A 24,230-nucleotide genomic window follows, 5' to 3' on the forward strand; every position below is an offset into this window, starting at 1 on the left:
GACGTTGGTTAATCTAACGTCATGCCACATCAGCCCGTCGCTCCTGCCAAACGAAACTTTGCCCGTTCGCTCCGACGTGAAATGACGGAGGCGGAAGACAAACTGTGGCACGAACTACGTGACCGCAGGCTCGATCGGATCAAATTTCGGCGCCAAGTTCCTGTTGGAAAATACGTCGCCGATTTCGCTTGTCTTGAATCACTCCTCATCATCGAGATCGATGGGAGTCAGCATGCGGACTCAGAGTCAGACCAGGCCCGTAGAACGGAACTGGAGGCGAGAGGCTTTCGTGTGTTGCGCTTTTGGAACGACGATGTCCTGAAAGACATGGACAGCGTCTGCACCACGATAATCGCTTATGTAAGGGATGTCAGTTTGCAGCCATGGCGGTGAAAGAACGTCGGCGTCAAGCTGGAACACCCCTCATCCGTCTCGGCGCTGCGCGCCGATCCACCTTCTCCCACAAGGGGAGAAGGCAAGGGCACCACCCCCCGCTTGCCCCTGCAACCCGCCCCTGCTAAAGCCGCCGCATCATGAGCACGCCTCTCGACCACATCCGCAATTTCTCCATCGTCGCCCATATCGACCATGGCAAATCCACGCTTGCCGACCGGCTGATCCAGTCCACCGGCGGGCTGGAGCTGCGCGACATGAAGGAGCAGGTGCTGGACTCGATGGACATCGAGCGCGAGCGCGGCATCACCATCAAGGCGCAGACGGTGCGGCTGAAATACCGCGCCAACAATGGCGAGGACTATATCCTCAACCTCATCGACACGCCCGGCCATGTCGACTTCGCCTATGAAGTGTCGCGCTCGCTGGCCGCCTGCGAGGGCTCGCTGCTGGTCGTCGACGCCTCCCAGGGCGTCGAGGCGCAGACGCTGGCCAATGTCTACCAGGCCATCGACAACAATCACGAGATCGTCGTGGTGCTGAACAAGGTCGACCTGCCGGCCGCCGAGCCCGAGCGCATCCGCGAGCAGGTCGAGGAGGTCATCGGCATCGACGCTTCCAACGCCGTGCTGATCTCGGCCAAGACCGGCCTCGGCATTCCCGACGTGCTGGAAGCAATCGTCCACCAATTGCCGCCGCCGCGCGAAGGCGATGCGTCAGCACCCCTGAAAGCCATGCTGGTCGACAGCTGGTACGACGCCTATCTCGGCGTCATCGTGCTGGTGCGCATCATCGACGGCGTGCTGAAGAAGGGCGCGACCATCCGCATGATGGGCACCGGCGCAAAGCATCTGGTCGAGCGCACCGGCGTGTTCACGCCCGCCCGCATCAATGTCGACGAGCTCGGCCCCGGCGAGTTCGGCTTCTTCACCGGCTCGATCAAGGAAGTGGCGGACACCCGCGTCGGCGACACCATCACCGAGGACAAGCGCCAGACCGCGCATGCTTTGCCCGGCTTCAAGCCGGCGCAGCCGGTGGTGTTCTGCGGCCTGTTCCCTGTCGACGCCGCCGACTTCGAGGATCTGCGCGCCGCCGTCGGCAAATTGCGCCTCAACGACGCCAGCTTCTCCTATGAAATGGAGACCAGTGCCGCGCTCGGCTTCGGCTATCGCTGCGGCTTCCTTGGCCTGCTGCACCTCGAAATCATCCAGGAGCGGCTGGAGCGCGAGTTCAACCTCGACCTCATTGCCACGGCGCCTAGCGTCGTCTACCGGCTGCTGCTCAATGACGGCTCGGTCAAGGAGTTGCACAACCCCGCCGACATGCCCGACGTGGTGAAAATCTCAGCCATCGAGGAGCCGTGGATCCGCGCCACGATTCTGACGCCGGACGACTATCTCGGCGGCATATTGAAGCTCTGCCAGGACCGGCGCGGCATCCAGGCCGACCTGTCCTATGTCGGCAAGCGCGCCATGCTGATCTACGACCTGCCGCTCAACGAAGTGGTTTTTGACTTCTATGATCGCCTAAAATCGATCTCCAAGGGCTACGCCTCCTTCGACTATCATCTGACCGACTACAAGGAAGGCGATTTGGTGAAGATGTCGATCCTGGTCAATGAAGAGCCAGTCGACGCGCTGTCCATGCTGGTCCACCGCACGGCGGCGGAAAAGCGCGGCCGCCAGATGTGCGAGAAGCTGAAGGAGCTGATCCCGAACCATTTGTTCAAGATCCCGATCCAGGCCGCCATCGGCGGCAAGGTCATCGCCCGCGAAACCATCTCGGCGCTGCGCAAGGACGTCACCGCGAAGTGCTATGGCGGCGACGTGAGCCGCAAGCGCAAGCTGCTGGACAAGCAGAAAGAGGGCAAGAAGCGGATGCGCCAGTTCGGCAAGGTGGATATTCCGCAGGAGGCGTTTATCCAGGCGCTGAAGATGGGGGATTAAGCGGTCCGGCCTTCGGCCGGACGCATCGACCCGGTGGGTGTTCCATCGCGTAGCGCAGCAGAAACTTGCCGTCAAAAATCTCAGCGTCTAACGGGCGCAGGCCGCCTTGGGCCGAGCTCTGCGAGGAAGCGGCTTGCTTGTGCGTTCGCATTTCCGTTATTCAGATTGAATGCTTCCGCATATCCAAATTGTCGAAAGCTCGACAACGTCAGCTCTCCTGGCTTATTTTCGTCCGGTACGGATTTAACTCGCGTCAGCGCTACATAAAATAAGCGCCTTTGTTCTTGTCGCTTTCTTTCTACCTCTGCAGGGGTGTCATCTGCGTCCGGAAACCTAGGGAGCAAGCCATCGACAAGGCTAGTAATATATACGATGGGGCTCCCTAGCCCCTTGCTTCCATAAAGCGTCATTATGCGAACGTAGTCGACGTCATCCGGATAATTGGGCTCATAGATTTTCTCCAAAATGAGCTTCCGGACGTCGCTAATCTCGGTATCCTCGTCGATTTCGCCTTCGAACAGCTCGCGTATGCGCGTAAACGAGGGGTCACCCGGAGAGAAAAGTGCATCTAGCACATCAGAGGCGCTGTCCAGCTCCGAGATCATTTCGATTTCATTCTGAATCTCTCTAAATCGAGTTCTCAGCGTCTGGCACTGCGGCAACTGCAAAGTACCAGCCTCAGACCGCTCAAGAGCTTCCCATGGCGATATGTCATGTTCCGTGCATTTCGCACGTAAGCGTCTGTATTGCCCCGCTCGAAAATCATTACTCCCGTACCCTAGGAGCCATCTAAGTGCTGGCCGGTCATCTCGATCTCCTGCCACCATGAGGAGCGCCAATTTCTCCGTAACCTCATCCGTTTCAAGCTCGCTTTCGGATAGGTAGTCGCGACAAGCTATGCCTGCCTCGCGGAGGGCATCTGAAATTTTTAATCCGAGCTTCTTTCTGGGAGTTAGAACGATAATATCGCCTGGATCGGAACCGGCGGCGATCTTCTGTACAATATCAGCTGCAATCCCATTGGCCTCCTCATCAATTCCTGCGAATTGGACTATGCTGACAATGCCGTCACCGTTCCCCTGGCGTGCCTCTAGTGGATGCGCATTGCCCCCCGGGTTGTGAGCGATAAGGCTGTTTGCCATCGAGACTACTCGCCCAGGACACCGATAGCAGGTGGTCAATTCGTGATCAGACCGGTCTAAATTGTCATCCTCCCACTCGATGATCCCCTCGGGATGTGCATGCTTGAAACTGTAGATTGATTGATTCTCATCGCCAACAATTATGACGTTTGCATCCCGTCCAAGGAGTTTTACGACACTCTGCTCGACCTTATTCAGGTCTTGATATTCGTCGACCAGAATATAGTCGAATAAATCAAACTCTGGCGACGCTTGGGTTATCTCTGAGATAGATGTACAAAAATGGAATCGCCTCGCCGAGAAGAATGCATTTATGAAATGTCATCCAGTCAACAAGAGCGTGTCGAAATTCTCGGTCGACCGCATCTGCCGCCTCTATAGGATCATCGTCTTGAGAACGAGCGAAGGCAGCTTCATATGCCTTAATCCGCTTCTCGCGTGCACCCTTATTGCCAAATCGATTGTCTCCGAGATCATATAGGAGTGGTTCAATTTCGAAATTTAGGAGCGGCCTTGTAACGCGTCCAAGTAAATTGATCACCCACTGTTTTCGAAGTATCCGCATAGCAAAGCTATGTAGGGTTCGTGCCTGAATCTCGTCTGCACCCTCAACATCGAGCTTGTTCAACTCTCGTCGAACGTCTTCGGCGGCTATTCGAGTAAAGGTGACCGCCAAAATTCGCTCTGGATCTGCGCCGCTCTCGACTAGTCGCGCGACACGCCTCCTCATAGAGAACGATTTTCCAGTGCCAGGCCCCGCAATTACACGAAGCCTATTCGCCGCATCGGCAGCTATTTCATAAGCTGATGTTCCCACCAGCAAGTCATCGTCCCAAGCCATGAATTCACCCCTCCCTTTATTTATTTTAGTTTGGCTCATTGTAGATCGAGATCGAGCTTTGTGGTCAATCTCGTTTCTGCACGCTTCATGATGTTTCTACAAAGCGACTAGATGAGGTTGTTTGTGTGAACCGCGCGGGTTCGTACTGCAACAGCCTGCCTCTCCTTGAGGCCGCCATTGGAGAACATCCCTTCCTGAAGTATCCTGAGGCGGTATGGGGGAGGTCTCGATGCGCTCCAATCTCGACACCATCGCCGCAATCGGCCTCGCCATCGGTGGCGCCTTCGGCCTGGCCGGCACCTTCGTCACCAGCGCTCCGCTGCGTGAAACACTCTGGGCGATCGATGGCGTGGCGCTTGTGGTGGCAACCGCGCTGCTGACCATGAAATACCAGCGGCTGGGCAACGAGTGCGTAGCCGCCGGGTTCCTCACCTTCCTCGTCGGCGAGAGCTTGATCATATCAGGCAATGCGGCGGGGCTGGAGGCCAGCGTTCCCTCCTATGTCGGCGGCATCTCGCTGTGGGCGGCAGCGCTGGTCCTGATCGGCGCGGCGAACACCTTTGCACTCTGGATGCGGCTCACCGGCCTCATCGCCGCCGTGCTGTTTGTGGTGACGGTGGCCATGGTGCTGTGGGGCTCTCCCTTGCTGCCAACCTCGGCGCCGCTGCCCGCCGCCGGCTATCGTTCCTGGTGCTGACTTTTGCCGGCTGGATATGGACGTTGCTGAAGTCGCCGAGGTGATTGACGCGATCCGACGGCTGGCGCCGCATGTGAAGTGGGGCAGTAGGGGGCGTAGGGTATCACGAGGCCGCCCCCTCATCCGGCCGCTTCGCGGCCACCTTCTCCCCGCTGGGGAGAAGAGGCGAGCACCAGCGCCGAGCGAGCTCCTCTCCCCTCGGGGAGAGGTCGGATTGCCCCGAATTGCCTTTCGCAATTCGGCTGGCAGTCCGGGTGAGGGGGACTTGCCTAGCCGTGGCTCTAGGCCCGGCCCTCGCGGCGTGCGACCCTCGCATCTCCGATTCGGGACCGCCCATCATGCTCCGCCTCACCCTTGCCGCCCTCCTCATCGCCACGCCGGCGCATGCCGCCGATATGGCGTTCTTCGTCAAGAATTTGCGCAGCCAAGCGGTGGCGGTGGAGCTGTTCAGCCGTGACCGCAAGATGTCGTGGCCGGGCGGCGACCAGGTGTTTCTGATCGAACCCAGCTCGCAGAAGTCGGTGCCGATCTCGTGCAATCCGGGCGAGAACATCTGCTACGGCGCCTGGGTGAATGGCAATGATGCGATTTCGGCCGGCGTCGGGCCGGATAATGACCAGCCGTGCGATACGTGCTGCTTCATCTGCGTGGAGAAGACGACCGAGACGATCGATCTGGTTGAGTGAGGGGCGGGGCGCCGAAGCTGCTGATCTCCCCCCTCGTGGGGGAGATGTCCGGCAGGACAGAGGGGGGCGCGAAGGATCGCCAGCGTATGGATCAGCAAGCCTAAAATTGAAATGGCGCGGCTGCAGGAATGAGAGGTCGGCGGGACAGCGCCCCCCTCTGCCTTGCCAGGCATCTCCCCCACGAGGGGGGAGATCAGCAGCTCCACCAACCTCTCCCAATCCCCCCAAAATCAGTCACGCCCCGCCCTTCAATGTCAGCCGCCATCATGCGATGCTGATTCCCTCGGCCGGGGGGCCGATTTGCCTCGGGGGAACACCATGTCTTTCACTTGTCTGCGCCGCGTCGTCGCGCTCTCGCTGGCCGCGCTGTTTGCGCCGGCCGCGCACGCCGCCGACATCACCTTCGCCGTCAAGAACAGCCATCCCAACGCCATGCGCCTCGAGCTCTACAGCCAGGACCGCGACTATGTCTGGCCGGGCAATGACAAGGATTTTTATCTCGACGATGGCGAGACCAAACAGATCCCGGTCTCGTGCGACGAAGGCGAGTCCATCTGCTACGGCGCCTGGGTCGACGGCGACGAGGGAACCTATTGGGGCGTCGGCCCCAACAACAAGGAAAGATGCGAGGATTGCTGCTACACCTGCAATGGCGGCGAGACGGAGGAAATTGAACTGACGCCGTAGGAAGTACAACCAATCTCCCCCCAAGTGGGGGAGATGTCCGGCAGGACAGAGGGGGGCGCCATAGAGCGCAAGCCTCCGCACCACCGAGCATCGTAATGCCGCACACGCCTCTACCGCCTCGACATCGCGCAAACGCCAGATCGATGCGCAAAGTCCTGACCCCAGCCGAACTCAAGCTCTGGAACGAACTTCGTGCCCACCGGCTGATGGGGCTTGGCTTCCGGCGACAATTTCCGATTGCCGCCTACATCGTCGATTTCGCTTGCCCGGAGAAGAAGCTGGTCATCGAAGTCGATGGCTCCCAGCATGCGGACGCCGGCGCGGCTCCCGGTGATGAAACGCGGACATCGCACCTCGAACAAGATGGCTGGACCGTCCTGCGGTTCTGGAATGACGACGTCATCCGCGACGTCGACAATGTCTGCCAGCATATTGTGATTGCGGCTGGGCTTGGAGGCGCATCCTGAACCGTGCCGGTGCTGGGCTTTAGGCAGGGAAAGGTCGGCGGGACAGCCCTGGCCTGCCGGCCATCTCCCCCACGAGGGGGGAGATGGGGTTCCGCCTTGGCTTTCGCCAATTATCCCAGCAACGCCCTTTGACGCTTCGGGCCGCCCGCCTTGCGCCAGGAATTGAACCGGTGCGTCGCGGCGGCAAACGAGATCTTCATCTGCTGGGCGACCGAGTAGCGCGACTTGCCTTCGTCGAACAGGCGGTAGCAGCATTCGACGCCCTCCTCGGTCAGTTTGCCGTCGGGCGCCTTGTTGTGCGGATTGGCGGGGTCGAATTTTTCGACCTGCTGTTCGACCAGGCCTTTCAGCCGTTGCAAATCGGCCTCGATGCTGGCGATCAGATCGAGGATGGGTTTCGGATCGAAGTGGTCGTGCGGCTTTGCCGTCATCTTGCTCATGCCTTTCGCTTGCGTATCGCGACCGATATAGGCGAACATTTGCTGATAATGAAGGGCGCGTTGCAATCCGGCGCTTCAACATTTCTTGACTGGTGATTGACCGCGGAGACTGCAGCGCCTAGTTTAGAATTGTTCTAAACTGGGGTGAATTTCTCATGCTTTCCCGTGTCTTCGGTTTCGGCCGCCGTCCTTTCGAAACGCTGTCGGAACAGGAGATCCTGGCCCTGGCAATTTCATCCGAAGAGGATGACGGGCGCATCTACCGCGCCTATGCCGACGGGCTGGCGGACAGTTTTCCGCAATCGGCGAAAGTGTTCGAGGCGATGGCGGAGGAGGAGGACGGCCATCGCGATTCCCTGATCGAGCTCTACCGCAAGCGTTTCGGCGAGCGCATTCCGTTGCTGCGCCGCGAGCACGTGAAAGGCTATTACGAGCGCAAGCCCGACTGGCTGGTGCGGCCGCTCGGCATCGAGCATGTGCGGCGCCAAGCCGAAGAGATGGAGCGGCAGGCCTATCGCTTCTATGTCGAGGCGGCCAAGCGCACCGGCGATGCCTCGACCCGGAAACTGCTCGGCGACCTGGCCGCGGCCGAGCAAAGCCATGAGAATTCGGCGCATCGGCTGGAGCAGAAACTTGTGCCGGGCGAGGTGAAGGACGAGGAAGCCAGCGCCGAGCAACGCCAGTTCATCCTGACCTATGTGCAGCCCGGGCTTGCCGGGCTGATGGACGGCTCGGTGTCGACGCTGGCGCCGATCTTTGCCGCAGCGTTTGCCACGCACGACACCTGGCAGACGCTGCTGGTCGGCCTCGCCGCCTCGATCGGCGCCGGCATCTCGATGGGCTTTACGGAGGTCGCTTCCGACGATGGCAAGCTGTCGGGGCGTGGCTCGCCGATCAAGCGCGGCCTCACCGTCGGCATCATGACGACGCTGGGTGGTCTCGGTCACGCGCTGCCTTACATCATCCCGCATTTCTGGACGGCGACGGCGGTGGCGGCCGTCGTGGTGTTCTTCGAATTGTGGGCGATCGCCTTCGTGCAGAACCGCTACATGCAAACCCCGTTCCTGCGCGCGGCGTTTCAGGTGGTGCTGGGCGGGGCGCTGGTGTTTGCGGCCGGGGTGCTGATCGGGAATGCATGAGCGCCAAGCGCCCCCTCACCCAGCCTCCGCTTCGCTCGGCTGACCTCTCCCCGAGGGGAGAGGAGGTTTTCGACGCCTGCGCCAGTCTCTTCTCCCCAGCGGCGAGAAGGTGGCCGCGAAGCGGCCGGATGAGGGGGCCTGGCGCGACGCCGATACCTAGTCACCCATTCACCGCCCGGCTGTCGGCCGGCGCTTCATCCCTCTCCGTCAGCCCATAGTCCCGCAGCACATGCGCAATGCGCAGCCGGTAGCCGGCAAAGATTCCGCCACGGCCGGCCTTTTGCGCCTGCCGGTGCTCTTCCGTGTTGCGCCAGGCTTTCACCGCTTCCTCGTCGCGCCAGAAGGACAGCGACAGCACGCGGTTCGGGTCGACCAAGCTCTGAAACCGCTCGATCGAGATGAAACCGTCTATGCCGTCGAGCAGCGGCCTGAGTTCCGCGGCGATACCGAGATAGGCATCGCGCTTTCCCTCAGCCGGTTGCACCTCGAAGATGACAGCGATCATATCTCCTCCTTGACCGCGGTCTGGAACAGCTGCCGCGGTCCATGCGGCCCCGACACCAGCTTCAGGAAGATGCGGTCCTCTTTCAAGATGAACTTTTCGCGGCGGGCGAATTCGTAATTGGCCTTGCCCGCCGGATCTGCGGCGAGACGGGCGCGATATGCTTCGTAGGCGGCGAGGCTGTCGATGTTGTAGGCGGCGTAGGCGGTGGTGGCCGAGCCCTCATGCGGGGCGTAGTAGCCGATCAGATCGGCGCCGCAGCGCGGGATCGCCTGGCCCCAGGCCTTGGCATATTGCTCGAAGGCCGGCTTGCCGAACGGGTCGATCTCATAGCGGATGAAGCAAGTGATGGTCATCGTGATCTCCTTGGGTTTCGCGTGGATAGTTCGAGCGGCGTCGAAACGTTGTGCCGCAGGGTCTGCTAAGCAAAAGCGCTGGCTGTCAGGCCTGCCAGAAGGATTTTGCGCATTCGCGGCGCACATCCTCACGGGTCAGGCCGAGATCGCGCAGCAGATGGTCGTCGATCTCCGCGAGGCCGAGCCGCTGCAGGTGGCGGTCGTACCAGCGGGCGAGCAGCCGCCGTTGCAGCCAGGTGACGAATGGAAAAGGCCGGCGGCTGGCGAGTGGGGCGGAAGCGGTTGGCATCGGCGTTCTCCTTGATCCCGCCCGACAATAATGCTTATCTGACGAGAATGCTTCGATGGAGACCTAACTATGCGTGAAGGACCCGACATTGCCCGCATCGCCAGCCTGGTCGGCGATCCGGCGCGGGCAAACATGCTGAATGCGCTGATGGGCGGCACGGCTTTGACGGCCAGCGAACTGGCGCTGGAGGCCGGCGTGTCGCTGCCCACCGCGTCCTCGCATCTGTCGAAACTGATGGAGGGCGGGCTTTTAACTTTGGCCAGCCAGGGACGGCATCGCTATTACGGCCTCGCAGGGCCGCAGGTGGCCGGCATGATCGAGGCGATCACCGGGGTGGCCGAAGCGGTCGGCCCCAAGCGGGTGCGGCCCGGCCCGCGCGACGGCGCCATGCGCGTCGCCCGTGTCTGCTACGACCACCTCGCCGGCGAACATGCGGTGGCGATGCTCGACCGCCTCGTCGCGCGCGGCATCCTGTTGCGCGACGACAATGAGATGAGGCTGGGGCCAGCAGCAGCCTCGCATTTTTCGGCCATCGGCATCGACGTCGGCGCCAAGCCGCGCCGGCCGGTCTGCCGCGCCTGCCTCGACTGGAGCGTGCGCCGCTCGCACCTTGCGGGAACGCTGGGCGCGGCTATTCTGGACAAGATCCTGGCGGAGAAATGGGCAAGGCGGGAGAAGGACAGCCGCGCGGTGGTGTTTTCACCGCCGGGGAAGCAGGCGTTCGAGCGGGTGTTTTTGGCGTAGAGGTTCGGCAGCGCTAATTGGGCGACGCTGGCGGGAACAGCACCCCCCCTCTGGCCTGCCGGCCATCTCCCCCTCAAGGGGGGAGATTACGCGCTCAACAGCTTTCGCCAATCTCGAACATCGTAAAGGTGAGCTGCGCCTCGAAGCTGCCAATCTCCCCCCTTGAGGACAGAGGGGGGTGTGACGGAACGCTTGCGTAGCAGGTGAGGCGCGCGACGCTCACCCCCGCTTCAGCACCTTCGCCTGCTCGAAGAAATCCGCCCACGGATCGGCCTTCTCCAATTCCTTCAGCGTCGTCTTGTCGCCGATCGGGAAGGAATTCGGCGCTAGCCCCTTCTCAACCTCCGCCCACGTCACCGGTACCGAGACCGTCGCGCCCTTCTTGGCGCGGGAAGAGTAGGGCGCGACGGTGGTCGAGCCCCTGCCATTGCGCAGATAGTCGACGAAGATTTTTCCGGTGCGCGCCTTTTTCGACAGCGTCGCCGTGTAGCGGTCGGGCGCGGCCTGCTCCAGCGCCTTGGCGAAATCATGCGAGAAGGTTTTGACCGCCTCCCAATCCGCCGACGGCTTCAGCGGCACCAGCACGTGATAGCCCTTGCCGCCTGACGGCTTGACGAAATTCGGCAGCGACAGATCGTCGAGCTTGCCTCTGATGTCGAGCGCGGCCTCGCGCACCGCCTTGACGTCGACGCCTTCGTCGGGATCGAGATCGAAGATGATCTGATCCGGCTTTTCCAGCTCATCGATCTTGCAGCCCCAGATGTGGACCTCGACCACGCCGTACTGGACCAGAGCGGCAAGGCCGTCGAAATCGCGGATGAACAGGATTTCCTCGCCATCGGTCGGGTCCTTCATGCGGGCAATCTTGTCGCTCATGCCGGCCGAAGCATGTTTCTGGAAGAAGCGCGGACCGCCGATGCCATCCGGCGCCCTGACCAGGCTGAGCGGCCGGTTGACGATGAACTGCTCCATGCGCGGCCAGACCAGCGCGTAGTGTTCGAGCAAGTCCTGCTTGGATATTTTTTCCTCGGGCCACAGCAGCTTGTCAGGATGGGATAGTTTTACGCTGGTCGTGATCGTCGCGGGCGCCTTAGCCCCGGCGGCCTTGCCGGCGCCGCCTGCCGCCGGCTTTGCCTTGTTTGCCGCCTTCGATGGCTTTTCCTGCACGACTTCCTCCGCCGGCTTGTCCTCGCGCAGTCCCTGGAACGACGCGTGGCGTATTATACGGTCCGAGGTCCAGCTGCGGAACTCCACTTCGCCGACAAGTTCGGGCCTGACCCAGACCAAACCCTTGCCCTTTGGCACCGCGGCGGCAAACGGCGAGGCGTCTGCCTTCAGCGCATCGAGTTTTTTCTTCAAATCGGTGGCGCTCCTGGCTGTGAAGCCCGTGCCGACGCGGCCGGCATAGTGGAGCTTGCCGCCCTCGTGGTAGCCGACCAGCAGCGAACGCAGGCCGCGGCCGGTCTTGTCCGAGGGCAGATACCCGCCGATGACGAATTCCTGGCGGGCCGTGCATTTCGACTTCACCCAGCTTGGGCCACGGCCGCTGCGGTAGGGCGCATCGGCGCGCTTGGAGACGATGCCTTCAAGGCCCATGCGGCAGGCGTGCTGCAGCATGATCTTGCCGGGCTCGGCGAAATGGTCGCTGAAGCGGACGGGGGCATTTTCGGCCGTCTCGCCGAGCAGCTCCTGCAGCGCCTGCTTGCGCTCGACCAGCGGCTCGCGGCGCAAATCGTTGCCGTCAAGCCGCATAAGGTCGAACACATAGTAGGTGAAGCGGTCGGTTCGATTGGCGGAGAGATCCTGCTGAAGCAGCGAGAAAGACGAAACGCCGCTGTCGGCGAGCACGACGATCTCGCCGTCGATGATGGCGTCGCTGCATTTCAGCTGGGCCAGTTCCGCGACGATCTCAGGGCCGAATTTCTCCGTCCAGTCGAGGCCGGTGCGGGTCAGCAGCCGCACCTCCGTGCCGGCGATCTGCGCCTGCATGCGGTAGCCGTCGAATTTGACCTCATGCAGCCAGTCCTCGCCGGGCGGCGCCTCGCGCTCCAGCGTCGCCAGTTGCGGCTCGACGAAGTCGAGGCGCTTGCCGGCTTTCGCCTTGCTGGATGCCGCAGGCTTGTTGGAGTGCCAGACCTTCGGCTTCTTGCCGTCGGCGGTCTTGCCTTCCGCGACCTCTTCGATGGTCAGGCCGGACTTCACCGATTTCGGTGCGTCCTTCAGGATATCCTCGCCGGGGCGGGCGGCGGCATCGTCGGATTTGATCAGCAGCCAGTTGTCGCGCTTTTCGCCAGGGCGGGGTCTTAACCTGACCAGATGCCACCGCCCATTCAGCTTCTGGCCGTTGAGTTCGAAGTCGATATGGCCCTTCTTCATCGCCTTGGCGGGGTCGATCTCTGGCGTCCATGTGCCTTCGTCCCAGACGATGACGGTGCCGCCGCCATACTCGCCCTTGGGAATGGTGCCCTCGAAGCCGGCATAGTCGATCGGGTGGTCCTCGACATGCACGGCCAGCCGCTTTTCGTGCGGGTCGAGGCTCGGGCCTCGCGTCACCGCCCAGCTCCACAACACGCCCTCATGCTCGAGGCGGAAATCATAGTGCAGCCTGGTCGCGTCGTGCTTCTGGACGACGAAGATGCCGCCGGGCTGCTTGCCGCGCGCGACCTTGCCCGCCGGCTCGGCCGTCTTCTTGAAATCGCGCTTGGACTGATATTGTTCGAGGCTGGCCACGGCGCCGACCCTCAAGCCGACTTGCGCTTGGGCGCAGAAGCTTTCGCCTTGCCGCTTTTTGCCGCCGGCTTGGCCTTCTTCGCCGGGCCTTCCGCCTGGCCGCCATCGGACAGGCTCTTCTTCAGCGCGTCGAACAGATTGACGACATTGGACGGCTTGGGCGCGGCCTGCGCTTTCGGAGCCTTCTTGCCGGCCTTCTTGGCGCGGATCAGTTCGAGCAGCGCGTCCTCATACTTGTCCTCGAATGTCGACGGATCGAACTTCCCCTTCTTCTTGTCGATGATGCGTTCGGCCATATCGGTCATCTCCTGGTCGGTCTTCACCGCCTTGATGTCGCCGAAGATGCTCTCCGGCTCCCGCACCGTGTTGCCGTACCGCAAGGTGGTCAGCACCATGCCTTTGCCGCGCGGCTCGATCACCACGGGCCGCTCGCGGCTATAGAGCACGACGCGCGCCAGCCCGGCCATCTTCTTGTCCGCCATGGCATCGCGGATGACGGCAAAGGCCTCCTCCGACACCTTGTCGGCGGGCGTGACATAATAGGGCGTGTCGAGATAGATCTGCTCTATCGAGGCTTTGTCGACGAAGCCATCCAGCGCCATCGTGTGCGAGGACTCGATCTGCACCGCTTCGATCTCTTCGTCCTCGATATGGACGAACTCACCGGGGCTCACCTCATAGCCCCTGATCTCGTCGCCATCGCCCAGCGGCTTGCCGGTTTCAGAATCGACATAGATGCGCTTGACCGTGTTGCCGGTCTTGCGGTTGAGCACCCGGAACGAAACTTTTTCGGCGTGGGTGACGACGTTGGTCAGTTCGACAGCGCAGGTGACCAGCGACAGTTTCAGATAGCCCTTCCAGGCCGGGCGAGGTGCCATGGCGAACTCCTGCGCGATGCGGTTCAAGCGAGAACGGGCAAGGCCCGTTCCGGTTCCGGGCGCGCAACCAGGGGCATTTCGGCAGCGAGCATGGAAATTTCGAGAGGCTCGCCAAATCTGAAACAGAACCGCGCCCAAGCGACATCCAGACGAAACATATGTGATGCAAAAGTCACAATGCCGGAAATGGCGACGAACCACACCGAAAGACCCCCAAACAGCCGCATTCCGGCCACGAAGCATGGGGTTTTCGACCAAAGATTAACATCGTGTTCACCGACTATTCACGCCTCGACACTATGATCCCCGCAATCGGACGGGACATCCGAAAATCGGGACAGGGACTTGAGTAAAATGAAATTCTGGGGCCACATCGCCGGCTATGCCGCCGCCATCCGCGAGTTCATCGCGCCGACCTATCGGCCGGAGCGCTACTACATGCGCGGCCCGGGTCCGGCCTGCGCCCGTCGCGGCAGCTCGCTCGGCGCGCATTGATCATGACATTCGAAACGCGTCACGACAGCCGGATCTGCAGACCGGAGGCCGATCCCCGCGCAACCACCTATCGCGCCGAGCGCCCCGCGCTGGCCGCGAGAAGCCGTGCGACAACGCCGCGACTTTGATCCCGCTGCCGGCGGGCTTAGTGTCTGAAGACACAAGCTGCCGGACGTCCCGTGACTTCTTCTCCTGAACCCTTCGATGCCAGCCAGCCATTGATCGTTTTCGACGGCGTCTGCGTGCTGTGCTCGGGCTTCGTACGCACGGTGGTCGGGCTCGACCGCAAAAACCGCTTCCGCTTCGCCACGGCGCAGTCGCCCTTCGGCGAGGAGCTGTTCCAGAGATACGGGCTGCGCACCGACAGCTACGAGACCAATCTGGTCCTTGTCGGCGGCGCTCCCTTCATCCGGCTGGACAGTTTCATCGCGGTGATGGCCGAACTCGGCTGGCCGTGGCGGGCGGCGAAGGCGCTGCTGCTCATCCCGCGCCCCTTGCGTGACTGGCTCTACGAACGCATCGCCAAAAACCGATACGCCATGTTCGGCCGCAAGGACAGTTGCGAGATCCCGTCCGCCGCGATACGTGCGCGCGTGATCGGCTAGTCGCATGTCACCCAAAAGTGACCTCGGTTCTGGGAAAACGACATACGCAAAAAGAGCGGCGATGAGGCTTCTGGTCGTTGGCGGCTATGGCATTTTCGGCGGCCGCATCGTGCAATTGCTGGAGAGCGAGCCCCGCCTGATCCTGCTCGTCGCCGGGCGCTCACTGGCCAAAGCCGAGGCCTTGTGCAACGCCCGCACCGGCGCGGCGGCGCAGCTCGTGCCGGCGCGCTTCGATCGCAACGGCGACCTCGCGCAAGGCCGGCCTGTTCGTTCGCGCCTCAGTCCGGCAGCGCCGCGACGGCGACGATCTCGATGACGATGTCTGCCTGGGCAAGCGCTGCGACGCCGATTACCTCCGAAGGCGGCGGATTGTTGTCGCTGCAATGCTTCGGACAATGCTCGGCGAAAAACGCGTCCAGCACGTCGAGACGAAAATTAGGCGAGCTGAGGACGCCGCCGTCGGGAAATGGCCCTTTGACGAAAAAGGTCAGCCTGATGAGATGGTCGAGCCCGCTGCCAAGTTCTTCCAGATCCGATTTGATGTTGCCGAGAACTTCCCGCCACTGCGCCGCGGCATCGCCGGCGAAGCCGCCACCCTTCTTGCCGGCCGGATCGTAGTCAGCCGATGTCGCGGTGTTGCCGCAGAGATAGACGGTGCCTTTCGCACCGCTGACGACCGTGCCTTTGCCCCATGGCATCAACCGGCCGTTCTTGAATTTCTTGTGGGTCACGAGTTCCATTCTCTTCTCCCATGCCTCGTGTGACGTGCCCGCCAACGACAGAGGATAGTGCTGTGCGGAGCCACGGCCAGTCCGCTGCCGGTCATCCGCCAGCAGACGGAGGAACATCTGGTCCTTGCGAAATCTCCTGGCGGAGGCGAAAGTTTTTTCTGAAGCCTGTCGAAATCGGCCGCCGCCGCGCGACATACGTCTGGCCCCGCTAGGACGCGGCCTTCGAAACCACGGGAGAAGACCCATGCGATACATGCTTTTGATCAACAGCGACGAAGCCGCGCAGGCGAACACGCCAATCGAGAAGGCTCAGCAGATGAGCGCAGCATATGCCGCCTATACCGAAGCGTTGAAGAAATCCGGCGCATGGCTCGCCGGCGAACGGTTGCGCCCGACCCAGGCGACCACCTCGGTGCGGATCACAGACGGCAAGACCAACGTGATCGACGGCCCCTATGCCGACACCAAGGAGCAGCTTGCCGGCTTCTACATGATCGAGGCGGCCGATATCGATACCGCCATCGACTGGGCGGCGCGCTGTCCGGCGGCGAGCGCCGGCACGGTCGAGTTGCGGCCGATCTGGGAAATGGCCGACTACATGCCCAAGAAATGAAACCGTGATGGACAATCGCCCGGAGATCGCGCGGGCGGCGGCCGAAGCGGCCGCCCGGCAGAGTTACGGCAAGCTGGTCGCCTGGCTAGCGGCGCGCACCCGCGACGTGGCCGGCGCCGAGGACGCGCTGGCCGAGGCCTTTGCCGCGGCGCTTGAGCGCTGGCCACAGACCGGCGTGCCTCAGAAGCCTGAGGCATGGCTGCTGGCCGTCGCGCGCCGCCGTGGCGTCGATGCGGTGCGCCGTCGGCTGACCAGCGAGGCGAGCCGCGACCATCTCAAGCTGATGGCCGAGGAGATGGAGGCGAGCATGGAAGACGAAGACCTTCCCGACGAACGTCTCAGGCTGATGTTTGCCTGTGCGCATCCGGCGATCGAAGCCAGCGTGCGGGCGCCGCTGATCCTGCAGACGGTTCTGGGTTTCGACGCGGCGACGATCGCCTCGGCCTTCCTGGTTTCGCCGGCGACGATGGGCCAGCGTCTGGTGCGTGCCAAGAGCCGCATCCGCGAGATCGGCATTCCGTTCCGCGTGCCGGATCGGGCCGAACTCGGCGAGCGGCTGGAAACGGTGCTGGAAGCGATCTACGCGGCTTTCGCCGAAGGCTGGACCGACCCGGCAGGGACCGAGACGAGAGCGCGCAATCTGGCGACCGAAGGCATCTGGCTCGGGCGGCTGGTGGCGTCACTGATGCCGGACGAACCGGAAGCGCTCGGCCTGCTGGCGCTGATGCTGTTTGCCGAGGCGCGGCGCCCGGCGCGGCGCGATGTGGCTGGAGATTATGTGCCGCTCGCCGACCAGGATTGCCGTCTTTGGGATCACGCGCTGATCGACGAAGCCGAGGCGCTGCTGGGCCGCGCCGCCGACATGGGCGTCATCGGCCGCTATCAGCTCGAAGCGGCGGTACAATCGGTGCATGCGACGCGGCGACGGACCGGCCAAACCGATTGGGCGGCGATCCGTAACTTCTACGATGCGCTGTCGGCGATATCAGGCTCGCCGGTGATTTCGATCAACCGCGCCGTGGCGATTGCCGAGGGCGAAGGGGCGGCGGCAGGACTGGCGGCGCTCTACGTGCTGGGCGACGACAAGCGGCTCAACGACTACCAGCCCTACTGGGCCGCCCGCGCCGGCCTGCTGGCCAGGCTCGGCAATGCGGCGCAAGCGGTCGAGGCCTATGACCGGGCGATCGGCCTTGAACGCGACCCGGCCGTGCGCCGCTTCCTGCAGGCGAAACGGGCGATCCTGCGAAATTGAAGCGTTCGTTCAGGCCGGCCACATCTCATGCGTGGTGTTGAGCCGTTTCATCAGCGGATGCGCGCGCAGCGCCGACCATAAGCGTTCGATGTTCGGCCAGTCGGCTCGCGCCTTGTCCATGTCGGGGTGCCAGGCCACCAGCATGACGAGGTAGATGTCGGCCAGCGACATCGCGTCGCCGGCCAGCCAGCCGCGCCCCTCCAGGGCTGCATCGACAATGGCGAAGCCGCGGTCCATCTCGGCAATGGCTGCCTGCCTGACGGCTTTCTTGCCGTCGGCATCGGTGGTGTAGCGATGGGCATAGTAGAGGCGCAGGATGGCGGGGTAGAGCGCCGACGACATGAACGCCATCCAGCGCAGGAAACCGGCGCGATCCGGCGATCCGGCGGCCGGCGCCAGACCCGCCTCCGGATGGCGCTCGGCAAGCAGGATGCAGATCGCCGCCGATTCGGTTATCGATTGACCGTTGGGCAAGGTCAGCACCGGAACCTGGTTCAACGGGCTGATGTCGAGGAAAGCCGGGTCCGGCGGATCCTTCTTCGGCACATCGATCTGGTCGAATTGCGCGTTTGCCAGCGCCAATGCGGCCTCGACGACAAAACCGCCGCTGCCTGGGCGCGTGTAAAGCTTGTACATTTGATTCTCCCCCTGCCCGCGCGAAGCAGGCCGGGGCGATTTGACCCTGAAGCCGCCTCCCGCTCAAGCCGGTGGCGGACGCCACGGCCGGGTTTTCTGCGGTCCAGCCATGAGACTTCCGATGTCGGAGGGACAGCACCCCCCGATGCCCGGCAGGGCAGAGGGGGGTGCGAAGGATCGCCGCCTATCCCGTTGAGACGTTAAGCGCCCAGCCCGTCGAACAGGATCGTCGACAGATAGCGCTCGGCGAAGGACGGGATGATCACCACCAGGTTCTTGCCCTTGTTCTCCGGCCGCGACCCGACGACGATGGCGGCCTGCAGGGCAGCGCCCGACGAGATGCCGACCGGCACGCCTTCAAGGCGGGCGACGAGGCGGGCGTTGGCGACCGAATCCTCGTTGGAGACCTTGACGATCTCGTCATAGATCGAGGTGTCGAGGATCTTGGGCGCAAAGCCGGCGCCGATGCCCTGGATCTTGTGCGGGCCGGGCTGGCCGCCCGACAGCACCGGCGAGGCCTCCGGCTCGACGGCGACGACATGCACCGAGGGCTTGCGTTGCTTCAGCACCTGGCCGACGCCGGTGATCGTGCCGCCGGTACCGATGCCGGCGACGAAGATGTCGACCCCGCCATCGGTGTCGTTCCAGATCTCCTCGGCGGTGGTGCGGCGGTGGATCTCCGGGTTGGCCGGGTTTTCGAACTGCTGCGGGATGACGGCGTCAGGCAGGGTGGCGGCCAATTCGTCAGCCTTGGCGATGGCGCCCTTCATGCCTTTCGGCCCTTCCGTCAGCACCAGTTCGGCGCCGAGCAGCGCCAGCATCTTGCGGCGCTCCACCGACATGGTTTCGGGCATGGTCAGGATCAGCTTGTAGCCCTTGGCGGCGGCGGCGAAGGCGAGCGCGATACCGGTATTCCCCGAGGTCGGCTCGATCAGCGTCGTCTTGCCGGGTTTGATCCGGCCCGACGCTTCCAGCGCCTCGATCATGGAAACGCCGATGCGGTCCTTGACCGAGGCGATCGGATTGAAGAATTCGAGCTTGGCAAGAAGGTTGGCAACGACGCCCTTCTCCTTGGCGAACTTGTCGAGCCGCACCAGCGGCGTGTCGCCGATCGTCTCGGTGATCGAGTTGTAGACACGGCCGCGGCCGGGCACGCGCGCGGAAGGCTTGTTCATTGGTTTCGCTCCCAAATCAGATCAGGCAATTGGCGTCGGCGGACAGAATAGGGCTTTCGCCCGCGCAAGATAGGCTGCCGGCCGAAAATATCGAGTGGGCCGCTTGCTGAAAACGCTTGTCTCCTCAAGCCGCATTTTCCGGATGGACCGATCGGCGGAATGGATGGGCCTGAACCGATCTACTGACGTGCGGCAATGGCAGCGGCCGCGCCCACCATGAAGCCGGCGGCGGTGCGGTTCAGCGCCTTCAGCGCGCGTGGCGATTTCAGGAACCAGCGCGCCTTGGCGGCCAGCGCAAGATAGGGCACCAGCACCACAAAGAGCACGATAACGGTGAGCGCGACCAGGATGCCGTAGTCGGCGAGCGTGATGGTCTTCAGGTCGACGATGGTCGGCGTGATGGCGAGGTAGAAGATCATCGTTTTCGGGTTGCCCAGCGTGACGGTGAGGCCGGCAAGGAAGCTCGATACCAGGCCGCCCTTGCCTTTCCTGGCCTCGACAGTCTCGGGCGTGGTCCCGGCCGTCCAGAAACGCCAGCCGAGGAAGGCGAGATAGGAGACGCCCAGCCATTTGATGGCGAGAAACACCATGCCGAAGCTTTGCGCGACAAAGGCAAGGCCGAGCACCACCGCGGTGAGATAAATGAGGTCGCCGAGCATCAGGCCGAACGACATCGCCAGCGATGAGCGGAAGCCGGATCCGAGCGCCCGCGCCACAAGCGCGGTGACGCCGGGCCCGGGAATGGCGGCGGCGATGCCCAGCGCAGCACTATAGGCAAGGAAGCCGGTGAGGGTCATGACGGTCGCACCTCGTGAAACGACTCTGATGCCATGAAAGCCTGCAACGGCAAAACGGATTCGATTGCGCCAAGCAGGACATGAAAGCCGGTCATCCTCGCCTGAAAGCGAGAGATGGTTCACTTACGCCCCGAAGGCGGTCGGCTATCTCGCATGGCTCCGAACGGCAGGAGCACCCATGTTAGCCAAAAGACTTCACATCCAGCTCATGAAGTGGATGCCCAACAACTATTCCGAAGCACGCGGTCACGTCCACGAGCTGGAATGGTATCTGTGGTTCGAGGGGCGTCAGGCTTTCAGCCTGTTCGACAAGGGCGATAGCGATGTCGTTCCGCAGACTGGATATTTTACCGACAGCCGGAACCCTGGCGCCTACCCCGTTCGTCCGATGATCTATCCGCTGGTCGTCAACAACCGCTTCAAGGTGCGGCTGGTGGCGATCGAGCGTGACGGACCGCAAAAGATAGACCCCGACGACACCGCCAAAGGCGAATTCTACATCGACCTCGACACCAAATATCCGCCGGTCTCGGACTGGCGCATCATTGCTGCCGATCCGCGCAATACCGACCTCAACGTGGAAGCGTCGTTCCAGCTGCAATGGCTGGACTATGTCGATACCGCCGAGATTGCCGAGGATGGCCCGCCACGCATCATCGACAAGTCCAACTATCCCTATCCCTGGGGCGCCAATGTGATGGTGTTCGAGCACTGGCTCGGGCTCGGCCGCAAGGCGCCGCTCAAACTCATCGACCCGAACCGCGCATCGCGCCGCGAATACTGGATGATCAATGGCAATGCGGCCCGGCGCATGGTGCAGGACCTCTATCGCTTCAACGTCAACCAGCTTAGCGTCGCCAACGACACCATCAGCAGTGTTTACGTGCCGAAGCTCAATGCCGGCCACGTCACGGTGACGCTTTACGAACACGATTTCAGCGACGGCCGCTTCGCGCAAGGGGCGAAGAAGTCCTTCGGCTCAGTCGGGCTCTTCAATCTCAGGGATACCGGTTTCGATGACCGTGTCTCATCGGCCGAGGTGATCCATACCTATCCCAAGGTGATCCATCGGGACGTACATTAGGGCCGGATTGCGCTGTTCGCCGGCTCAGGATGGGCCATCGACATGGGTGATGCGCCAGATGGTGCCGTTGCCATCCTCGGTGACGATAAGCGCGCCGTCCTTGGCCACCGCGACGCCGACCGGCCGGCCCCAGACGGCGTCGTCGGAGAGGACGAAGCCGGTTATGAAATCCTGGTACTCGCCGGTCGGCTTGCCGTGGCTGAATCTCAGCCGCACCACCTTGTAGCCGGTCCTCATACCACGGTTCCAGGAGCCGTGCAGGGCGACGAAGGCGTCACCCTTGTACTCTGCCGGGAAATTGCCGCCGTCATAGAAGGCGATGTTGAGCGGCGCCGAATGCGCCTGCATCAGCACGTCGGGCACGGTGACCGAGCCGGCGAGGTCTGGGCGCGCGCCCTCGTGACGCGGGTCCTCGTTGGCGCCGATATAATACCAGGGCCAGCCATAGAAGGCGCCGTCCTTGACTGAGGTGGCATATTCGAACGGCACATCGTCGCCGAGACCGTCGCGCTCGTTGACGACACACCACAGCGCGCCGGTGGCCGGTTGCACGGTCATGCCCGAACAATTGCGCAGGCCAGTAGCGAGGATGCGGCCATTCTTGCCGTCGGGGCCGAAGGCAAGCACGTCGGCACGGCCATCCTCGGAACCCCAGGTGGCGCCGAGTGGCTGTGATTTTGCCCAGGCGTCAAGGCCGCTATTCGGTGCCTTCCCCATGCCCTCCGCGACGTTAGAACCGGAGCCGACCGAGAGATACAGCGTCTTCCCGTCCGGCGAGAAGGCGATATCGCGGGTCCAGTGGCCGCCGGTAGGGATGTCGGAGACAATCGTCTCCGGTTCGCCGGACGCTTTAAGGTCGCCGTCGCGATAGGCGTAGCGGACCACGCTGTCGTTGTTGGCGACGTAGACCCATTGCGGCTTGTCGCCAGGCGGGAAGAAGGCAATGCCATAGGGCTGGTTGAGATTGTCGGCAAAAATGCCCTCTTCGGCCGGCTTCGCGCTACCTTTGGCCAGCCGATAGACGCGGATCTGGTTGGCGTCGCTGTCGGCGACGAACAGGTCGCCGTTCGGCGCCACGCGCACGACCCGCGGATTGGAAATGCCGGAAGCAACCAGTTCGGCCGAAAACCCAGGCAGCAGGACGGGCTTCGCGCCCTCGGGCCGATCGCCAAGGCCGGCGCTGTTGGAGGCGGATTCGGTGATGTTGGGCTTTTGCAGATCATCCGGCTTGATCAGCCGGCGCACACCTGGCTTGTCGGCCGTCCAGTCGCCGAAAGCGTCTTTGCCGGTCAGCAGCGGTTGATCGGCCTCCTGGGCGAAGGCGCTGGTGGCCAGAAGCAGGGCAAGGCCTGCCAAGCCGGCAATCCGGATCATGCTGTTCTCCTCGAACTCGCGCCGGTCGGCGCGTCATGCACAAGGGAGATATTGTGCGGCCGCCGCAAAAGAGAAGCGTGCGCGCGCGCAGATTCGACGAGAGAACCGCTCAACTTTCCTCTTCGACGTCGAGATCGTCGTCGAGACGCTTTTCCAATGCGACGAGATCTTCCGGCAGCGGCAAGCCCATGGCGCGCATTTCGCGCAGTTTTTCGCGCAGCTGCTCCTGGATTTCGTGCTCGTCCTCCGGCTGGTTGACCATTTCTTCGAGCAGCATGCTGATCTGGGCCTTGAACGATTCAAGCGCCATTCTGCGCCCTCCTTTACGGTGATCCCGGCTTCGGAATTATCTTAACATCCGGGTAATCAATTGCGCAGTGTAGTCGACCATAGGCACGATGCGGGCATAATTCAGCCTGGTCGGGCCGATGACGCCGAGCGCGCCGACGACGCGGGCGTCCTTATCGCGGTAAGGCGCCACGACCAGCGACGAGCCGGAGAGCGAGAACAGCTTGTTTTCCGAGCCGATGAAGATCCGCACGCCGGGGCCGTCCTCGGCTAGGTCGAGCAGCTGGATCAGCCCGTCCTGCGTCTCCAGATCCTCGAACAGGTGGCGCAGCAATTCGATATCGGCCTGGGCGGTGACGTTTTCGAGCAAATTGGCGCGGCCGCGCACGATAAGGCGCGCCGGCAGGCCGCTATCGGCGCCGGCCCACACCGCCAGGCCTTTCTCGACCAGATCCTGCGACAGCGTGTCCAGCGCTGCCCTGGTCTCGTCCTTGATGCGGGCGATCTCGATGCGCGCCTCGGCGAGCGTGCGGCCCCTGATATGGGCGTTGAGGAAGTTGGAGGCCTCGTGCAGCTGCGAGACGGTGATGCCGGCCGGCAGGTCGACGACGCGGTTCTCGACATCGCCATTCTGCGACACCATCACCGCCAGCGCCTTGGTCGGCTCGAGCTGGATGAACTCGATGTGCTTCAGCGCCACCTCGTTCTTGGTGGCGAGCACCAGGCCGGCGCCGCGCGACATGCCCGACAGCATCTGGCTGGCCTCGGTCAGCATGTGTTCCAGCGTCGCGCCCGAGCCGGAGGCGCGCACCTGCGCCTCGATGACCCGGCGTTCCTCGTCGGAGAGATCGCCAAGCTCCATGAAGGCATCGACGAAGAAGCGCAGGCCGGTCTGGGTCGGCAGGCGCCCGGCCGAGATGTGCGGGGCATAGATCAGGCCGAGATGTTCGAGGTCGCTCATCACATTGCGGATGGTGGCCGGCGACAGCGACGACGGCAGGATGCGCGACAGGCTGCGCGATCCCACAGGCTCACCGTCCTTCAGATAGGATTCGACGATGCGCCTAAAAATGTCGCGCGAACGCATGTCGAGCGATTGCAGCGCGGGCGCCAGCAGACTGGGTTCGGTGACTGCCTTGGTCATTCGAGCCAAAAACCTCCGGCCCAAGGATATAGACTTCCCTCGCCCCCGCGCAACCCGGCGTCGCACTTGCGATCGCCCCAGCGTCTGTGCCGGGGCCTT

28 protein-coding genes and 1 pseudogene are annotated in these 24,230 nt (G+C 62.7%); 14 read left to right on the forward strand and 15 right to left on the reverse strand.

The genetic code is table 11. The features are described from left to right. Positions 1-21 precede the first annotated feature (21 nt). Both NKI31_RS21700 and lepA read left to right on the forward strand, forming a co-directional pair. The gene (locus tag NKI31_RS21700) at positions 22-393 is read left to right on the forward strand and encodes an endonuclease domain-containing protein (protein WP_023681256.1); all 372 of its coding nucleotides are present in this window, start codon (positions 22-24) and stop codon (positions 391-393) included. 140 nt (positions 394-533) lie between these two features. Continuing rightward, complete coding sequence (gene lepA, locus NKI31_RS21705; protein WP_023673259.1) at positions 534-2,339, forward strand: translation elongation factor 4; 1,806 nt, start codon at positions 534-536, stop codon at positions 2,337-2,339. An 80-nt stretch (positions 2,340-2,419) separates the two neighbouring features. On the opposite strand, the gene NKI31_RS21710 is transcribed toward lepA, so the two are convergent. Both NKI31_RS21710 and NKI31_RS21715 read right to left on the reverse strand, forming a co-directional pair. Then, complete coding sequence (locus NKI31_RS21710) at positions 2,420-3,796, reverse strand: 3'-5' exonuclease (protein ID WP_352652533.1); 1,377 nt, start codon at positions 3,794-3,796, stop codon at positions 2,420-2,422. Continuing rightward, positions 3,717-4,322 (reverse strand): UvrD-helicase domain-containing protein, encoded by a 606-nt coding sequence (locus NKI31_RS21715; RefSeq protein WP_352652510.1) that lies wholly within the window; start codon positions 4,320-4,322, stop codon positions 3,717-3,719. The genes NKI31_RS21710 and NKI31_RS21715 overlap by 80 nt, the downstream gene beginning before the upstream one ends. A gap of 229 nt (positions 4,323-4,551) precedes the next feature. Here NKI31_RS21715 and NKI31_RS21720 point away from each other — a divergent pair, with 229 nt between their 5' ends. The 4 genes from NKI31_RS21720 (at position 4,552) to NKI31_RS21735 (ending at position 6,859) form a co-directional block, all read left to right on the forward strand. After that, positions 4,552-5,019, forward strand: coding sequence for a hypothetical protein (locus NKI31_RS21720; protein ID WP_245274466.1), 468 nt, complete (start codon positions 4,552-4,554; stop codon positions 5,017-5,019). Positions 5,020-5,357: 338 nt separating this feature from the next. Then, positions 5,358-5,705, forward strand: a complete 348-nt coding sequence (locus NKI31_RS21725) for a hypothetical protein (protein WP_352520687.1) — start codon at positions 5,358-5,360, stop codon at positions 5,703-5,705. Between the two features lie 318 nt (positions 5,706-6,023). Next, positions 6,024-6,392, forward strand: coding sequence for a hypothetical protein (locus tag NKI31_RS21730; RefSeq protein WP_352652511.1), 369 nt, complete (start codon positions 6,024-6,026; stop codon positions 6,390-6,392). Between the two features lie 95 nt (positions 6,393-6,487). Then, the gene (locus tag NKI31_RS21735; RefSeq protein ID WP_352652512.1) at positions 6,488-6,859 is read left to right on the forward strand and encodes an endonuclease domain-containing protein; all 372 of its coding nucleotides are present in this window, start codon (positions 6,488-6,490) and stop codon (positions 6,857-6,859) included. A 110-nt stretch (positions 6,860-6,969) separates the two neighbouring features. On the opposite strand, the gene NKI31_RS21740 is transcribed toward NKI31_RS21735, so the two are convergent. Then, the gene (locus NKI31_RS21740; RefSeq protein WP_031209595.1) at positions 6,970-7,290 is read right to left on the reverse strand and encodes a hypothetical protein; all 321 of its coding nucleotides are present in this window, start codon (positions 7,288-7,290) and stop codon (positions 6,970-6,972) included. A gap of 164 nt (positions 7,291-7,454) precedes the next feature. Between NKI31_RS21740 and mbfA the strand changes: the two genes are divergently transcribed. Beyond that, positions 7,455-8,438 (forward strand): iron exporter MbfA, encoded by a 984-nt coding sequence (gene mbfA / locus NKI31_RS21745; protein ID WP_023681248.1) that lies wholly within the window; start codon positions 7,455-7,457, stop codon positions 8,436-8,438. Between the two features lie 160 nt (positions 8,439-8,598). On the opposite strand, the gene NKI31_RS21750 is transcribed toward mbfA, so the two are convergent. The 3 genes from NKI31_RS21750 to NKI31_RS21760 all read right to left on the reverse strand — a co-directional run bounded on the left by NKI31_RS21750 (position 8,599) and on the right by NKI31_RS21760 (position 9,585). Next, a complete protein-coding gene (locus tag NKI31_RS21750; protein WP_023673249.1) occupies positions 8,599-8,943 on the reverse strand; it encodes an antibiotic biosynthesis monooxygenase family protein in 345 nt (114 codons plus the stop codon). Then, the gene (locus NKI31_RS21755) at positions 8,940-9,296 is read right to left on the reverse strand and encodes an NIPSNAP family protein (RefSeq protein WP_023673248.1); all 357 of its coding nucleotides are present in this window, start codon (positions 9,294-9,296) and stop codon (positions 8,940-8,942) included. Before NKI31_RS21755 ends, NKI31_RS21750 begins: the two co-directional genes overlap by 4 nt. Before the next feature lie 85 nt (positions 9,297-9,381). Beyond that, positions 9,382-9,585 carry a DUF1127 domain-containing protein gene (locus NKI31_RS21760; protein WP_023687540.1) on the reverse strand — a complete coding sequence of 68 codons (204 nt, stop codon included), beginning with the start codon at positions 9,583-9,585 and terminating at the stop codon, positions 9,382-9,384. A 69-nt stretch (positions 9,586-9,654) separates the two neighbouring features. Between NKI31_RS21760 and NKI31_RS21765 the strand changes: the two genes are divergently transcribed. Continuing rightward, entirely contained in the window at positions 9,655-10,329 is a 675-nt protein-coding gene (locus NKI31_RS21765; RefSeq protein WP_023687541.1) for an ArsR/SmtB family transcription factor, read from the forward strand. A 219-nt stretch (positions 10,330-10,548) separates the two neighbouring features. Here NKI31_RS21765 and ligD read toward each other — a convergent pair whose 3' ends face one another. Beyond that, positions 10,549-13,059, reverse strand: a complete 2,511-nt coding sequence (ligD, locus tag NKI31_RS21770; RefSeq protein WP_023825848.1) for a DNA ligase D — start codon at positions 13,057-13,059, stop codon at positions 10,549-10,551. Positions 13,060-13,070: 11 nt separating this feature from the next. Further along, positions 13,071-13,937 carry a non-homologous end joining protein Ku gene (gene ku, locus NKI31_RS21775; RefSeq protein ID WP_023681243.1) on the reverse strand — a complete coding sequence of 289 codons (867 nt, stop codon included), beginning with the start codon at positions 13,935-13,937 and terminating at the stop codon, positions 13,071-13,073. A gap of 345 nt (positions 13,938-14,282) precedes the next feature. Between ku and NKI31_RS21780 the strand changes: the two genes are divergently transcribed. The 3 genes and pseudogenes from NKI31_RS21780 to NKI31_RS21790 form a co-directional block, all read left to right on the forward strand. Further along, positions 14,283-14,432, forward strand: a complete 150-nt coding sequence (locus NKI31_RS21780) for a hypothetical protein (protein ID WP_196813601.1) — start codon at positions 14,283-14,285, stop codon at positions 14,430-14,432. A 179-nt stretch (positions 14,433-14,611) separates the two neighbouring features. Beyond that, positions 14,612-15,037 carry a thiol-disulfide oxidoreductase DCC family protein gene (locus NKI31_RS21785; protein WP_352652513.1) on the forward strand — a complete coding sequence of 142 codons (426 nt, stop codon included), beginning with the start codon at positions 14,612-14,614 and terminating at the stop codon, positions 15,035-15,037. A 61-nt stretch (positions 15,038-15,098) separates the two neighbouring features. Further along, a pseudogene (locus NKI31_RS21790) lies at positions 15,099-15,293 on the forward strand (saccharopine dehydrogenase); the annotation flags it as partial. 22 nt (positions 15,294-15,315) lie between these two features. On the opposite strand, the gene NKI31_RS21795 reads toward NKI31_RS21790, so the two are convergent. Continuing rightward, positions 15,316-15,777 (reverse strand): RidA family protein, encoded by a 462-nt coding sequence (locus tag NKI31_RS21795; RefSeq protein ID WP_023687546.1) that lies wholly within the window; start codon positions 15,775-15,777, stop codon positions 15,316-15,318. Positions 15,778-16,012: 235 nt separating this feature from the next. Here NKI31_RS21795 and NKI31_RS21800 point away from each other — a divergent pair, with 235 nt between their 5' ends. Together NKI31_RS21800 and NKI31_RS21805 are read left to right on the forward strand one after the other, a co-directional pair. After that, on the forward strand, positions 16,013-16,381 hold the full coding sequence (locus NKI31_RS21800; protein ID WP_023681239.1) for a YciI family protein: 369 nt from the start codon (positions 16,013-16,015) through the stop codon (positions 16,379-16,381). 7 nt (positions 16,382-16,388) lie between these two features. Next, a complete protein-coding gene (locus NKI31_RS21805) occupies positions 16,389-17,633 on the forward strand; it encodes an RNA polymerase sigma factor (RefSeq protein WP_352652514.1) in 1,245 nt (414 codons plus the stop codon). Positions 17,634-17,642: 9 nt separating this feature from the next. On the opposite strand, the gene NKI31_RS21810 is transcribed toward NKI31_RS21805, so the two are convergent. From NKI31_RS21810 to NKI31_RS21820, 3 genes are all read right to left on the reverse strand, one after another. Beyond that, on the reverse strand, positions 17,643-18,269 hold the full coding sequence (locus NKI31_RS21810) for a glutathione S-transferase family protein (RefSeq protein ID WP_352652515.1): 627 nt from the start codon (positions 18,267-18,269) through the stop codon (positions 17,643-17,645). A 200-nt stretch (positions 18,270-18,469) separates the two neighbouring features. Further along, positions 18,470-19,444 (reverse strand): cysteine synthase A, encoded by a 975-nt coding sequence (gene cysK, locus NKI31_RS21815; protein ID WP_023692952.1) that lies wholly within the window; start codon positions 19,442-19,444, stop codon positions 18,470-18,472. A gap of 179 nt (positions 19,445-19,623) precedes the next feature. Then, positions 19,624-20,241 (reverse strand): LysE family translocator, encoded by a 618-nt coding sequence (locus tag NKI31_RS21820; RefSeq protein WP_352652516.1) that lies wholly within the window; start codon positions 20,239-20,241, stop codon positions 19,624-19,626. Between the two features lie 178 nt (positions 20,242-20,419). Between NKI31_RS21820 and NKI31_RS21825 the strand changes: the two genes are divergently transcribed. After that, complete coding sequence (locus tag NKI31_RS21825; RefSeq protein WP_352652517.1) at positions 20,420-21,325, forward strand: hypothetical protein; 906 nt, start codon at positions 20,420-20,422, stop codon at positions 21,323-21,325. 24 nt (positions 21,326-21,349) lie between these two features. On the opposite strand, the gene NKI31_RS21830 is transcribed toward NKI31_RS21825, so the two are convergent. The 3 genes from NKI31_RS21830 to hrcA form a co-directional block, all read right to left on the reverse strand. Beyond that, entirely contained in the window at positions 21,350-22,699 is a 1,350-nt protein-coding gene (locus tag NKI31_RS21830) for a PQQ-dependent sugar dehydrogenase (protein WP_352652518.1), read from the reverse strand. A gap of 109 nt (positions 22,700-22,808) precedes the next feature. After that, a complete protein-coding gene (locus NKI31_RS21835; RefSeq protein ID WP_023672050.1) occupies positions 22,809-23,009 on the reverse strand; it encodes a hypothetical protein in 201 nt (66 codons plus the stop codon). A 36-nt stretch (positions 23,010-23,045) separates the two neighbouring features. After that, the gene (gene hrcA / locus NKI31_RS21840) at positions 23,046-24,131 is read right to left on the reverse strand and encodes a heat-inducible transcriptional repressor HrcA (protein ID WP_023681233.1); all 1,086 of its coding nucleotides are present in this window, start codon (positions 24,129-24,131) and stop codon (positions 23,046-23,048) included. Between the last annotated feature and the right edge of the window lie 99 nt (positions 24,132-24,230).

It is taken from the genome of Mesorhizobium sp. M0659 (genome assembly GCF_040320605.1).
Taxonomy (GTDB): domain Bacteria; phylum Pseudomonadota; class Alphaproteobacteria; order Rhizobiales; family Rhizobiaceae; genus Mesorhizobium.